11 protein-coding genes are annotated in these 13,378 nt (G+C 49.7%); 10 read left to right on the top strand and 1 reads right to left on the bottom strand.

Annotated features, from left to right (window positions below; translation table 11 throughout):
* Nucleotides 1–155: 155 nt before the first annotated feature.
* The 4 genes from PF479_RS18805 to PF479_RS18820 are packed head-to-tail and all read left to right on the top strand — an operon-like array spanning nt 156 to nt 2,542.
* Nucleotides 156–353: a hypothetical protein gene (locus PF479_RS18805; protein WP_298010045.1), complete on the top strand. Its 198-nt coding sequence runs from the start codon at nt 156–158 to the stop codon at nt 351–353.
* A complete protein-coding gene (locus PF479_RS18810) occupies nt 353–1,159 on the top strand; it encodes a leucine-rich repeat domain-containing protein (RefSeq protein ID WP_298010048.1) in 807 nt (268 codons plus the stop codon). Before PF479_RS18805 ends, PF479_RS18810 begins: the two co-directional genes overlap by 1 nt.
* Nucleotides 1,160–1,193: 34 nt before the next feature.
* Nucleotides 1,194–2,024 (top strand): 1-acyl-sn-glycerol-3-phosphate acyltransferase, encoded by an 831-nt coding sequence (locus tag PF479_RS18815; protein WP_298010052.1) that lies wholly within the window; start codon nt 1,194–1,196, stop codon nt 2,022–2,024.
* Nucleotides 2,021–2,542, top strand: coding sequence for a gamma carbonic anhydrase family protein (locus tag PF479_RS18820; protein WP_298010055.1), 522 nt, complete (start codon nt 2,021–2,023; stop codon nt 2,540–2,542). The genes PF479_RS18815 and PF479_RS18820 overlap by 4 nt, the downstream gene beginning before the upstream one ends.
* Here the strand turns inward: PF479_RS18820 and PF479_RS18825 are convergent.
* Complete coding sequence (locus tag PF479_RS18825; protein ID WP_298010058.1) at nt 2,515–2,697, bottom strand: hypothetical protein; 183 nt, start codon at nt 2,695–2,697, stop codon at nt 2,515–2,517. The two genes, PF479_RS18820 and PF479_RS18825, sit on opposite strands and share 28 nt — an antisense overlap.
* A gap of 437 nt (nt 2,698–3,134) precedes the next feature.
* On the opposite strand from PF479_RS18825, the gene PF479_RS18830 reads away from it, so the two are divergent.
* The 6 genes from PF479_RS18830 to PF479_RS18855 all read left to right on the top strand — a co-directional run bounded on the left by PF479_RS18830 (nt 3,135) and on the right by PF479_RS18855 (nt 13,260).
* A complete protein-coding gene (locus PF479_RS18830; protein ID WP_298010061.1) occupies nt 3,135–3,353 on the top strand; it encodes a hypothetical protein in 219 nt (72 codons plus the stop codon).
* Between the two features lie 99 nt (nt 3,354–3,452).
* Nucleotides 3,453–3,584, top strand: a complete 132-nt coding sequence (locus PF479_RS18835) for a hypothetical protein (RefSeq protein ID WP_298010064.1) — start codon at nt 3,453–3,455, stop codon at nt 3,582–3,584.
* Entirely contained in the window at nt 3,562–7,035 is a 3,474-nt protein-coding gene (locus PF479_RS18840; RefSeq protein WP_298010066.1) for an exodeoxyribonuclease V subunit gamma, read from the top strand. The genes PF479_RS18835 and PF479_RS18840 overlap by 23 nt, the downstream gene beginning before the upstream one ends.
* The gene (locus PF479_RS18845) at nt 7,025–10,735 is read left to right on the top strand and encodes a UvrD-helicase domain-containing protein (protein WP_298010069.1); all 3,711 of its coding nucleotides are present in this window, start codon (nt 7,025–7,027) and stop codon (nt 10,733–10,735) included. The genes PF479_RS18840 and PF479_RS18845 overlap by 11 nt, the downstream gene beginning before the upstream one ends.
* Nucleotides 10,732–12,678 (top strand): exodeoxyribonuclease V subunit alpha, encoded by a 1,947-nt coding sequence (gene recD, locus PF479_RS18850; protein ID WP_298010072.1) that lies wholly within the window; start codon nt 10,732–10,734, stop codon nt 12,676–12,678. The genes PF479_RS18845 and recD overlap by 4 nt, the downstream gene beginning before the upstream one ends.
* A gap of 96 nt (nt 12,679–12,774) precedes the next feature.
* A complete protein-coding gene (locus PF479_RS18855; protein ID WP_298010075.1) occupies nt 12,775–13,260 on the top strand; it encodes a YchJ family protein in 486 nt (161 codons plus the stop codon).
* Nucleotides 13,261–13,378 lie beyond the last annotated feature (118 nt).

The following is a 13,378-nucleotide window of genomic DNA, read 5'->3' on the forward strand; positions in this document are numbered from 1 at the left end:
TCTTCTTTAAATATCGGATCTCCCTGAAAATTATTGAGGTTTCTCTGGATTTTCAATAAATTTCTTATTATGATAGGGATCAGAATGTTGAATCCATACAGTCCTCCGACTAGGCTGAAGGTTCAATTTATTTCGATGTTGCAGGAGATATGAAAATGTCTATACTCGATGACACCGATGAAGACTTTGATGACGGGATAATTTCACTGGATGAACTGGAACCTGACGATGAGGAGGGGGAGGATCATTCTGACTGGGGGGATGAGTACGACGATATGGATTCTGAATCCTGGGACAAAGAGTATGGTGATGGCGAAGAGGAACTGGAAGGAGATCCCTGGGATCTGAATTGATGACTTCCGGCAGCCCTTTACTTGCCGCAGAATCTTTCCGTCAGGTTTTGTCTCAAGGACCCTATGATAAAATAAAAAAGCTCCTGGAGATAGTAGGACGGGACAGCCCTCAACTGATAAATCTACTGATCAGGGACTCCTGCCTCCATTCTTCAGGTCATGTCGAGTTACCTGCTTTCTTTGGAAAGGTTGAGGACATTACAGCCTACTCTCTCTATTCCTTCTGGACAATGGTCTCCCTCATGGAGGTTAAACCACTCTGGTTCTATCATCTGGAATCCTTCCATCAGGATGGTGCACCCAGGGATGAAGATTTCCGCTTCCCTCCGGGATTGATCCATTGCCCAGTTCTTAAATCATTGACAATCCGCAATGCCGGGCTGGTAGAACTCCCCATAGAAATCCTGAAAATAAGAAGATTAAAAGGTCTGGATGTCAGCTCTAATAAGATTAAGCTCATCCCTCCGGGGATAGGCAGTCTCAGGCAATTGGTGTATTTTAATGCATCCGGTAATGACTTGAAAACTCTGCCTCCTCAACTTGGCGGACTCCGGAAGTTACAGATTTTGAATCTGTCAGGGAACAGAATTGAATCCCTGGGTTTCTCCCTGGATGCTCTGGCCGGATTAAAGAGGCTGAACCTCAGTGGAAATTGTCTGGAAGCTCTGCCCCTGGGTTTGAATGCCCTGAATCAGCTTGAACGCATACAACTGGCTTATAATGATTTATGTGCCGATGACGAAGCCGTATGGGAAGAGGGTGATTTTTCTCAGATTCCAGGGCATCAATGGCACTTCCCTTTTTAGCACCGGCGTATTTAAAATTGTAACGGAGTTGTCTATGATTGATTTATCCACTCTGGAAAGATATGAAACCCCTTCTGTGATCAAACCCGCTCTCAGCCGTTATTTTCTGGGAACCCGTTTATCCATGAATCTATCGGTCATGAAGATCGTTCTTCAATGCAGATATCTCAGCAAAAAGGGCATCTTTACAAATTCTGCCTATTTTGATGCTTCCGACCGCCTCCGAACCGCTTTTGAGAAGCATGGAGCCCGTTTTGAAATAACAGGCCTTGAGAATATGAAGCAGGATGGGCCATGCGTCATCGTTTCCAATCACATGAGCCTTTTGGAAACTCAGGTTCTTCCCTGGCTGATTGGATGTTTTCATCCTCTTTCCATTGTGATGAAAAAGAGCCTCTATGATTCATGGATCTTTCATCCCGTTGCGGTGGCAACAAAAAGCATTTCCCTCACCAGACAAAATCTGAGAGCAGATATTGATGTCATCATGAAAGAAGGAGTGGAATACCTGAATCAGGGCCGTTCGATTCTTCTTTTCCCCGAGGGGACTAGAAAAGGGTTCTTCAATCGGGATGATTTCAATTCGCTGGGTGTTAAGCTGGCTGCACGGGCCGGAGTCAAGGTCATTCCCATCGCTTTGAAAACGGATTTCCTGGTTAACGGCAAGCATGTTTCAGATTTTAGTACGGTTCATCACGACCGTCCTGTACATATCCATGTGGGTGAAGCCCTGAAAGTTCAAGGCCGGGGTAAGAAAGAACATCAGGTCATTCTGGACTTTCTGGAAACGAAGCTCAGCTCCTGGGGTGTGGAAATCAGGGGCAGGGATTTGAAGGACCCAGTTACGAAAGAGGAGATGTCATGATCTATTCACTGAAAGGAAAAACTCCTTCTATTGATGACAAGGTTGGTTTTATTGCCCCCAGTGCAGACATTATTGGGGATGCAAAAATTGCAGAGGGTGTCAGTATCTGGTTTAATACGGTGATTAGGGCAGACATGGACTCTGTCAGCATCGGTAAAAACAGCAATATTCAGGACTGTGCCGTTGTTCATACGGATTATGGAATGCCCACATTCCTAGGTGAAGGAGTCACCGTTGGTCATACGGTGGTCATTCATGGATGCCGTATCGGCGACAACTGCCTGATCGGAATGGGGGCTGTCATTTTAAACGGTGCGGATATTGGAGAAGATTGTCTTATCGGTGCCGGAAGTCTTGTCCCTCAGGGGATGAAAGTCCCTCCCCGTTCTCTTGTCATAGGATCTCCCGCCAAGGTTGTCCGAGAGATGAAACCTGGCATGATTGATGCTATCAGAAGGAACAGTGCCGCCTATCTGTCAAACAGCAGCGACTATCTGATCGAACTGGTGGCTCTTTGAGCACTTCCTGAAAATAAGCTATTTGCCATTTTCTCGGGATTCGCCCGAATCTGTTCGATCGCGACAAGCTCCAGGAGTTCTTCCATGTTCTCAATCGTCTCACTCAGGAGTAGCTTTTCTTTGTAAATGTAAAAGTACTCATATTGATAACTCATAAATAAAGTATAGCCCTTTTTTTTCAGTTAACTATCTTTTTATCAGTTTTTTGAGAATTGATTAAGTTGTGGATAAGCTGTGGATAAGTCATGTTCTCTTCCAATGTATGGGGGTTTCACGATTAGCATCTTGTGTATAAATTGTGCAAAAAAAGTGTATAGACTATTTGAAAAGCTGAATATTTCTAGAAATAAGGACATTCCAAGAGGATTAGGGGCTGTTTTTCTGAAAATACAGAGAATTTTTATGAAATATCGAAAATCAAAGTCTTACCACAGATGTGCACAATTTTAAAATTGCCTGTGGATAAGTTGTGTATAACACTGTAGAAACTAGTCCAGATGTGGGTTTTCTCATTTAAAGCAGTCTGAATTGCGTATTCCCTAGGATCCGTGATATTTTAGATTAAGAAAATCAAGGTTTGCAGGAGATTCTTATGCAGCGTCAGAATTCTGGTTTAACTTCCCTCTTTTTCCTTCAATTGGCCATTTCCATTTTTTTTCTGATCCTGGGAATTCAGGGAATCATCAGCAATATGTCTCAGAATTCAGGATTTGCCCGGGAAGTGGCCCGGTTTTTTAATGCGGAAAACCCGGCTGTTCAGAAAACTGAACTGATCATGGGGATTATTAGTCTTATGGCCGGGTTCCTGTAGCATTTAGGGCTTTTCCGTTTTGGTGACTCCCGTCTGGTCGTTGTTTCTTCGGTTCTGATCTTTATTTTCTGGTTGACCCGTCTTGTGATGATTCGATTTATGACAGAACTTATCATCAGAAACGGAAATATCTCTTTCATTCCCGATTTCTCTACCTGGCTCCTGGCTGTTTCTACCGATGTGATCATCCTCTGTTCCATCTGGACGATTGCACGGCGGACTTCCCGATAGGGCTGTGTGCGCCTACCGTGTATACCAGAGTTCCTCTTTACAGAATTTCATAGAGAACTACTCCTCCCTCCTGACGCCGGACTCCCTGTTTGGCTGCTCCCTGTATCTGGTTGTTCAGAACAAAAGCATGGGTGAGTGGCTCAGGCTGAAGTTGGCCGAGAGACGGGGAATCAGTGGTGATAATCCCTATGTTCTGCCTGAAAAAGCCCTGAGAGAACTGGCTGAGGGTTATGAATGTGTCCGGACCCTGCTGGGGAATGATGACAACCCTCAGGCTGTTCTGTATATGGATAACCTGAAGATCAGACTCTATAAAATAATGGAGGGGATGTTTAGCGGCAGAGTCCCCGTCCCGGCTGTCTGTGATGAACTATACCGTTACATTTCCTCTTTTTCGACTCTGAATAAGAAAGACAACCTTCAGATTCGCTCGGGACGCCTTTATGAGCTGGCAGACAGCATCGCAGGCCTATTTTCTCATTATGCCATGAACTGCCTTCCTCTGGTAGAAGCCTGGGAGGAGGACAGATCCTACCCGGGAGTGACGGGAGCCTTGAAGAAGCATGAAGACTGGCAGCGTTTCCTTTGGAACAAGGTCTTTGACAGAGGGCTTTCACTCAGCCGCATTCTCAGAACCGTTGAGGCGTCCCATGATGTCTATGATGGTGAGGTCAAGCGTGTTGTTCTCTTTGGTTCCTCTTTTCTGGGAGACACGGCGCTCCAATTTTTTTACCGTTTTTCCAGGGATGTTCAGGTTGATCACTTTATCCTGACTCCTTCGGGGATCTATGAAAACTATCCCGTGAAGGTTCAAAATCCACTTCTGGACAGCTGGTGTACTCAGATGGACGGTTTTGCCGAGCTGGCGGAGGGTTTTGAACTGGACGCCTCTGTTCATGATTACCCTCTTCCCCGGGAGATGTCTTTTCTTTCTGTATTGCAGGCGGATATTCTGGAAGACCGCTCACTTCCTGATGAAGGCCTGCCTCTTTTTCCCGGAGATCAATCCCTTTCTATTCATGGATTTACCAGTCCCTGGCGGGAAGTGGAGGTTCTCAAGGATCTTGTCCTGGGAGCCCTGAATGAGGATAACAGTCTTGGTCTTACGGATATTGCCGTACTGGCACCCGATATCAATACCTATGCCCCTTTTCTAGAGGCTCTCTTTCCCTCGGATGATCCGGACCTGTCTATCCCTTTTAATCTCATCGACCTGAATAGTTCGGAGATGTCCCCTCTCATTCAGGCCTTCCTTCATCTCTTTACGCTTCCCGGTTCCAGGTTCACCCGTTCCGAACTCTTTATTCTTTTTGATAATCCCTGTTTTCGGGAACACCAGCATATGAGCCGTCTTGACAGGGACAACTGGTTGAGCCTCTGTGAGGATCTGAACATCAAATGGGGCTATGACAGAGGGCATAAGTCGGGGATCTTTCCCGAGGCAACAGACTTCAACAGCTGGGAGAGGGGATTTGAAAGAATCCGGGAAGGCCTTTTTATGGAAGAAGGAGATGCCCCGGAGCTCCTTCCTTATGGGGCGACCGATGAAGAGAGCGGCCGGAACTGGGGGATCCTGATGCAGACGGTTCAGAATCTTTTCAACGACTTCTATGAGCTGGACCGTGTCTCCATGCCTCTGGAACAATGGGTTCTCCTGGCGGAATCCTTTCTGGAGTCCTACCTGAAGCCCCGTGGGGAAAATTCGGAAGACGAACAGGACCGTTTCCGTCTCAAAGGATGTTTCAGGGATATGCTGAATCTTTCTGAGGAGACTCCTCTGCCTGGAGACAGAAATTTCGGGTTTTTTGTGTTCCGGACTCTTTTGACAGAATTTATCCGGAAATCCTCAGGTGTGAAGGGCCGGTATCTGACCCAGGGGATAACCTGTTCTTCTCTGAAGCCTATGAGGGCCATTCCTTTCCGCAGGATCTATATGCTGGGGATGAATGAAAGTGATTTTCCGGGAGAAGATGAAGCCCTCAGCTTTGATCTTAAGGAAACAGTACCTCAGACCATCGATCTCTCCCGAAGGGGGGGGGACCGCTATGCCTTTCTGGAAACCATACTCTCTGCCCGGGAGAATTTGACCCTGTTTTATAAAAACAGGGATGCCCTGCGGGGAGAGGTCCTTCAGCCCTCGATTTTGATCAGTGAACTTCTGGATTATCTGAACCGGCGCTTTGATTTTTCTCATAGTGCCGAGGAATTCCTGATTCAGGAAGAATCCATTCATAATTTTGATCTTCGTTATTTTGATGGAACCGGCAGGAGTCCCTCTTTTAACCTGCTGGCTTTGGAAAGTGCGACTCTTCAAATGAATACCGCGTCGAAAGAGGAGGCCTCCTTTCATTTGAACCGGGTTAAGCCGTCGGAGGACCACCAGGAGGAAATCTCACTATCCATAGAGGATCTGCTTGCCTTTGTAAAAAATCCGGCGGCCTGGTATTTCAGGCGGGTATTAAAAATATATCCAGAAGAGGAGGAAAGCACAGAGCAGGAAAGCGGAGAAAGCCGGGAACTCGAATATCTGGACCGGTATGGATATTTTGACCAGAGACTGAAGACTCCCGAACTCCTTGCCGATTCCACCGAGCTTGATTTGTACCTGAAGGAACAGCAGCTCCGGGGAAATCTGCCCGACTCGGATATTCTGTTTCTGGAGCGGGAACGGCTGGAGCAGCGTCTGGAAGAGATGAGGGATCAATCCGAATCACGTCATCTGACTGAAGAGCTGCCAAACCTTCATGATCTCCTGATTGATCCGGAGAGGCAGAGTCGCCGCCAGGGACAGCCGTCCCTCCTGCCTCTGGAGAGTGTCGCCCTTTTAAGGCGGAACTGGAGTGACCGGGGAGAAGTCCGGCCTGTCTATCTCTGCGGAACACTTGATTGCCTCAGTGCCTCGGAAGATCGGGCAGACTGGAAAACCCTGGAATTTTGCGACTCGGGAGAACCGGGGCACCGGCACAGCTTGAAAGCTGCCTTGAAGTTCCTTGTCCTGTCCTGCCTCCATGAGAATCTCAAGGAAGTGCAGCTGATCAGAATCGGAAAACGGGATTATCCCCGGCTGACCTTCTCCAGTACCGGGGAAGAGGAGCCTCAGCGAGTCATTTTGGATAATCCGGCTTCCCGGCTGGATGCTCTCATCTCTCACTGCCTGAATCCCGGGGGGGAGGTCATTCCTCTTTACCCTGTTTTGGGGGAGGCTCTGGCAAAAGCTTTGACTGCGGATCCTCTGATAGATGATGCAGGACTCCTGCGGCTCTGGAAACAGAAATGGATGTTCGAGGCCGCCAATGACCGGGGAAGCCAGACCTTTCACCGCTGTGTCTACAGACAGAATTTTCTCAAGACTCCCCCCGATGTGGACCCCCATATCCTGAGGGAACTCCTTGATCTTCTCTACATTCCCCTGAGTCTGGCCGGTGAGAAAGGAAAAAAACGTGGACGATAAGATTTTTAATCCCGCAAAGACAGATCTGCTTCAGTCCATTCGCCTTGAGGCCTCGGCGGGAACCGGAAAAACATACAATCTGGAAAGGGTTGTGTGCGAACTGATCAGCCGCTATGGAATTCCCCTGGAATCTATCCTTGTTGTGACCTTTACCAACAAAGCCGCAAGAGAACTGCGGGACAGGATCAGGTCTCTTGTCAGCCAGAGGGCTGGCGAATTCTCCTCTTCTGCTCAGGACGACCTAGAGGGTTTTCAGCGGCTTCAGGCTGCTAAAAGGGATTTTGACAGGGCTTCAATTTATACCATTCATGGATTCTGCCAGCATGTTCTGAAAACATGGCCTTTTGAGTCGTCCTCTTCTTTTACACAGGAATTCTTGACCGATCATTCCCTGGTGGAAGAGGGGGTGGATGAGGTCCTCTACAGGCAATTCCGGGGGATTCCCGATCATAAAAAAGACCTGATCCGCAGCTATTTTTCTAATGGTCTGGAAGACAGTGTCCAGGGCCTCGTCAGGGATGTGGTCCGGACCATGGACGAAGACGATGTGATCTGCATTCCCTCGGATGAGCAGATGCGCCGGGTCCGGGATGAGACCGAGGGTTTTGCCCGGGGAGAAGGTGCTATTCGCAGGGCTCTGGAAGAACTACTTCCCTTTGCTCCCGGGGAAGAGCGCATTAAGAGTATTCTCAAAGAGATGAATACCGGTCAGAGGCCGCCGACTCCCGGGAATATCTCTGCCGTCTGGGAGCATCTGCTTCCAGGAGACAGTCTGTTCCGTTGGCTGGAAAAGTTCTTTGACCCCAAGGCGAACCAGGCCAAATACCTGACGCTCCTCACAGAAGAGACACTGCTGGCAAAGAGTAAGTCTGACCGATCCCTGTCGGATCTGAGCCGCCAGGAAGATGCCGATCTGATCCGCTGTGTGAATGCCTTGTTTGAGGCGTTGGAGCCTTTGCTTGTTCCGGGAAAACCCGAACATACCCTCTATTTCAAGACCCTCTCCTATAGCTTCCTCAAAGAGATCGTGGATTCTGCCCTGCCCCTCATTCAGGAGAAGAAGGCTCTCCGGGGAGCCCGGGATTTTTCCGATCTGATCCGGGTTCTTTCAGACCTTCTGGAAGAGGCTCCCGAGGGGCCCCTGGCCAAGGTTCTCAGGAGGCAGTACCGGGTGGTTCTTGTGGATGAGTTTCAGGATACCGACCGGCGTCAATGGTCTATTTTTCAGACTCTCTTTGACCGGCCGGATCATAATTTTTTCCTGATAGGAGACCCCAAGCAGTCTATCTATGGGTTTCGCGGCGCCGATCTGACGGTGTATTTTGAGGCCTGTGATACCGTCCCGAAGGATCAGCGTTTTTCACTCACCACAAACTACCGTTCCCGTCCTCCCCTGGTTGAGGCCTGTAATTTTCTTTTTTCCCGTCTCTTTGCTCTGAATGTTCCAGGGTTCCGGGCTGTTCCTTTTGAATCAGTGACCGCCGGTAACGAGGAGGCTCCCACTCCGGTTTTTCCGGATGGACAGACCGCTGCCGCTCTGCAATTCTGTGAAATTTCACTGGACCTGGATAAACCTCTGGCCCGAAAGGATGACCTGAAAGAAGCCTGGATGGTCAGGACCGCCGCTGAGATCGGGAACCTTCTCTCCGGTTCCATCACATTGAAGAGGGGAGAGCAGAAAAACCCGGTACTTTCCGGTGATATAGCCATCCTGTTGGAGAAAAATCAGGACTGTGAAACCATGCAGACTCTGTTGGGCAGCCGGGGCATCTCTTCGGTTATTTTTTCCGAGCGGAAAATCATGGAAACCGAAGAAGCCAGAGTTTTCGGCCTGATTCTCAGAGCCCTGGCACATCCCGGCGGCAGCAGCGCCCCGGGAGCCCTGCTGTTGTCGTCGGCATTTGCCTTGACGACAACAGAACTTCAGGTTCTGAGAGAAAGTGAAGAGTATGAGCAGTTTCTCCTTTTTCTGAGAGATGCCCAGATGCTCTGTGATCAGGGACAGCTCATCAAGGTATTCCGCCAATTTTTTGAAGTGGAAATACCCCTGCCCTTTATGAAGGGAAAAGGTTCCTGGAGGAATCGGCTTCTCCTGGAAAGCCAGGGGAAAAGAGGCTGCACCAATTTGACACATCTGGCGGAACTCTTCCATTTTGAACAGCGGCAGAGGGGCCTGGATACGAGGGAGCTTCATGATTTTTATCTCTCCCAGCTCAAGGATCCTCAGGGAGATGAGGAGCGGCAGGTCCGCCTTGACCAGGACGGTCAGGCCGTACAGATCCTGACCCACCATTCCAGCAAGGGCCTTGAGTTTCCCATTGTCTTCTTTTTTGGCGCCATGTCTAACGGGACCATGCCCAACCCGGGCAGTCTCAGTTATTACTGGGAAGACAAGAGGTATAAGGACTACCTGGTGAGTTCTGAAAGCATCAAGAAAGCGGCTCTTTCTGACTGGGAAGAGCGGAAAAGGCTCTACTATGTGTCGTTGACCAGGGCTTCCGTCCTTCTGTATATGCCCTGGTTCCCCCAGAGCGACTTCTATTATCTGACCTCAATCTATGCGTCTCTGGTGGGTGAGGCTCTGTTTCAAGTCGAGGATGAATTGCTCGACGCTTCCTCACTTCAGGACATGTGGCCCTTTCATAGCCACTGTGCCTTTGCCGCGTCAAAAAGAACAGCGGGGGATCTGAAGAGGGAAGTGAATGCGAGGCTGGGAGAGGGCCTCCGCTCTCTGGCCTCCTCCCATCCGGATCTGTTTGCCCTCAGTACCGACATGCCTGACTCTTTTGTGATTGAACCGGCCATGAGGGAGCTACCCGTTCTCAAGGCAGCCCGGGTGAATACAGGGATTCCCTTCAGCCGCCGGGTCATTCCGGTGGTCAGTTTCTCCTCTCTTTCCTCGGATGCGCATATTGAGGCATCTCCCGGTGAGGATCAGGACCGGGACAAGCAGGATGAGAGCATCGATTCCCAGATCCTTCCAGGGGCTCTCGGGCTCACAAGGGGCGCCTGTTTCGGGAATCTCGTTCACTGTATTCTGGAAGAAATGGGCTATACCCTGGCCGCCATGAGTCTGGAGGAGTGGATGGAGTCGGGACTGTTCGGTCCTTCAGAGGCCCTTCTTTTCCTGGAAGAACGGGCCCTGCGCTTCTTTGATCAGAACTGGTGGAAAGAACAGGGACCCGCCCTCTCTACCATGATTCATGCTGTATTGAACAGTCCTCTGGGAGAGGTCGGTTCACTGAAAGAACTCTCCCCTTCCCAGAGAAAACACGAACTCGAATTTCTCCTTTCCACAGACAAGGGGAGCCGAATCAGCAAGAATGACTGGTCTGCTCTGTTGAACAAGGGGTATTTGAAGGGCTTTATCGACCTGATCTTCGAAAAGGATGGACGACTCTATATCGCTGACTGGAAGACCACGGTTCCTCCCGGCAGGGGTGCCCTCTCGGACTACAGCCCCGAGAATCTGGAAAAGACCATGATGCTCCACCGCTATGATCTTCAGGCCTGGATTTATGCCTTTGCTTTGAGACGTTATATGCTTTCCATCGATCCTGCATTCTCCTATGAGAGAGATTTTGGCGGGATCTACTATTTCTTTGTTCGCGGAATGGGGTCTGACGGGAAAAAAGGTGTTTATTTTCAAAGACCCGGGGAAGAAGATGTTCTGAATCTACTCAAGGAGGCTGAAAGATGAACCGGTGCAGGTCTAGAGGCATACTGCGGTTTCTGGAGTTGAAATCCATCCGTGAAAGTCCTCCCGCTGAGTTGATGAAAAGACTGACTCCCCTGAAGGAGGGGGAACGTTTTCCCCTGTCTGCCATGATGACCGGGGCCGAGGCTCTCTGGATTCAGAGCGCCGAGCATATGGTCAATAAATATGCAGACAGCCGCAAAGAAGAATTACGGTGGCTTCTTCTCTATTTTCTCGAGCTAACCTCTCAGGGGCATATCCGAATCTCCTCTGAAGATATCCGGGAGGATCTGCCCCTGTGGGGAGGACACTGTTTTTCCGGGGCCCCCCAGATATTTGAAAACCTGAGAGTCCTTGTTAGAGAGAACCCCCGCCTGTTTTCTCCTCTTCATGAAGATCTGAAAGATTCTTCCCGAGTTGAAGGGAGCCGGGCCATCCTCTATGCAACCGACCTGTCCTGCTTTTACCTGCTGAAGAAAAGACGTTTTGAACAGCAGTTTCTGGTCCTTCTGAAAAATATCAGCGGCAATGAAGGAAACATCCTCATCTCTCAGGATTTCGAGTCACATATGAGTCAAGCCTATGCCCGGATAAAGGATTCTCCAGAATATATCGTGACCGAAGACACCCTGAAGGCCGCCCTTATGGTGGGACGGTCCAGACTTTCTGTCATCACAGGCGGACCGGGGACCGGGAAGACCACCATTCTGGCAGGACTCCTGCGTCTGTTCCTGAAAGCTTCACAAAAGGAGTCTCCTGCCCTGCCGGAGATCAGGCTCTGCGCTCCCACCGGGCGGGCGGCTAAGAGGATGATGGAAAGCATGGAAGGTCTGATGCAGGACAGCCTCCTGGGTGAGGCATTTTCCCACCCGGCTGAAACCATTCATAAACTGCTGGGTCTGAAGCCTGGATCTCCTGCCCTCTTTGATGAGAAGAGAACCCTCAAGGCAGATCTCATCATAGTGGATGAAGCATCCATGGTGGATTTAAACCTGATGACCGCTCTCTTAAGGGCCATGAAGGCAGAGGCCAGGCTTGTGCTGGTAGGCGACCGTGATCAGCTTCCTTCTGTCGAGTCGGGGGCTCTTCTGTCGGATCTGCTCTTTGAGATGGAAAAGCCGGGACACAGGCTGTCCGGGAGGGTCCTTTCGCTTTCCAAGGTTCATAGAAACAGCGGGGCCATTCTGGAATCTTCACGGATGGTCATCCAGGGGGATTCCCCTGCCTTTCTGGATTATCTGAAACAGCCCGGGAGAAACATCTCCTCAGACACGGGAGAAAAGGGCTGGCTCCATTATGGACTCATGCCCTCCTACAAAGATCTTCTAAACGAATTAGCTTCCGATTTCAGAGCATTGAAGGTTCCATTCGGCGGATCGGGTTTTAGATGCCTGTCCCATGACTGGAGAGAGAAAACCAGTGAAATAGCCCCCTATTTCAGCCTCTACAGAGAACGGATTATACTCAGTCCGACCCGGAAGGGCCTCTTCGGGACGGTTACACTGAACAGGGGATTGAATGAAATTCTGGGCGGATCTCCAGACAACCATTATCATGGCCAGCCCGTGATGGTGACCCGGAACGATTATGAGCGTTCTCTCTTTAATGGAGACAGGGGGGTCGTCCTCCGCTTTTCTGACGGTCTCTTTGCTTTCTTTGAAGACCTGAATACAGACTACCGCTGCTTTCCCCTTCTCCTGTTGGAAAACAGAGAGACTTCCTATGCTCTGACCATCCATAAGAGCCAGGGTTCGGAATACAATCGGGTTCATATTCTGATGCCTGAGGGAGCGGAGCGTCTGATCTCCCGTGAGATTTTATACACTGGGATTACCAGGGCCCGGGAGGGAGTGAGTCTATACGGAAGTGAAGAGATCATCCGTCTCTGTCTGTCCAGGGGAGTGAGGCGATTGTCGGGCATCAGGGATTTTATGCAGAGTTCCTGAGGGGCAGGGAGTTCAGGACCTGACAAAATGGCAACGATTATGGTACTATGCTGCGTCGGGACTGTCTGTTAAGAGGCGGTCTGCAAGGAGTACCAAATGGCAGAATGCCCATGCGGCAGCGGATCGGAATACGAAAAATGCTGCTCTCTCTATATCAAGGATGGAATCCCCGTCCCTACAGCCGAAAAACTGATGCGGGCCCGCTATTCCGCCTATGCTCTTGGCGAAGTTGATTTTATCATGTCCACTCATGAGGTCGAAGCAAAAGACCTGGCGGAATCCAGGAAAGCAACAGAAGACTGGTCAAAAGGTTCGGACTGGCAGGGATTGGAAATTCTCAAAACCAGTAAAGGCGGAGAGGATGACGAGAAGGGTACGGTTGAGTTCAAAGCCCACTATATGATTGACAGGGCGCGGTATACTCACCACGAAATTAGCAATTTTGAACGGAAAAATGGAAAATGGCTCTTTGTGGAAGGTCAGGAAATCAATAAACCCGTACACCGTGAAGAGCCGAAAATAAGCAGAAATGCACCCTGTCCCTGCGGCAGCGGTAAAAAATACAAGAAGTGTTGCGGCTAAGCCGCAACCATGACGTGGTTTGATCCTCCCCCTATGACTTTGTTTGGAATCGTCGAGGCGTATGGTTGCGGCTAATGTTGCCGCATCTACGTCGTGGTTTGATCTATCCGTTATGGAT

Source organism: Oceanispirochaeta sp. (genome assembly GCF_027859075.1).
Taxonomy (GTDB): Bacteria; Spirochaetota; Spirochaetia; order DSM-2461; family DSM-2461; genus Oceanispirochaeta.

What these genes read in the sequence shown, in the direction of transcription:
- PF479_RS18830 (WP_298010061.1), top strand. Translation starts at nt 3,135, where the DNA reads ATGCAGCGTCAGAATTCTGGTTTAACTTCCCTCTTTTTCCTTCAATTG.
- PF479_RS18835 (WP_298010064.1), top strand. Translation starts at nt 3,453, where the DNA reads ATGACAGAACTTATCATCAGAAACGGAAATATCTCTTTCATTCCCGAT.
- PF479_RS18825 (WP_298010058.1), bottom strand. Translation starts at nt 2,697, where the DNA reads ATGAGTTATCAATATGAGTACTTTTACATTTACAAAGAAAAGCTACTC.
- PF479_RS18815 (WP_298010052.1), top strand. Translation starts at nt 1,194, where the DNA reads ATGATTGATTTATCCACTCTGGAAAGATATGAAACCCCTTCTGTGATC.
- PF479_RS18805 (WP_298010045.1), top strand. Translation starts at nt 156, where the DNA reads ATGTCTATACTCGATGACACCGATGAAGACTTTGATGACGGGATAATT.
- recD (WP_298010072.1), top strand. Translation starts at nt 10,732, where the DNA reads ATGAACCGGTGCAGGTCTAGAGGCATACTGCGGTTTCTGGAGTTGAAA.
- PF479_RS18820 (WP_298010055.1), top strand. Translation starts at nt 2,021, where the DNA reads ATGATCTATTCACTGAAAGGAAAAACTCCTTCTATTGATGACAAGGTT.
- PF479_RS18855 (WP_298010075.1), top strand. Translation starts at nt 12,775, where the DNA reads ATGGCAGAATGCCCATGCGGCAGCGGATCGGAATACGAAAAATGCTGC.
- PF479_RS18810 (WP_298010048.1), top strand. Translation starts at nt 353, where the DNA reads ATGACTTCCGGCAGCCCTTTACTTGCCGCAGAATCTTTCCGTCAGGTT.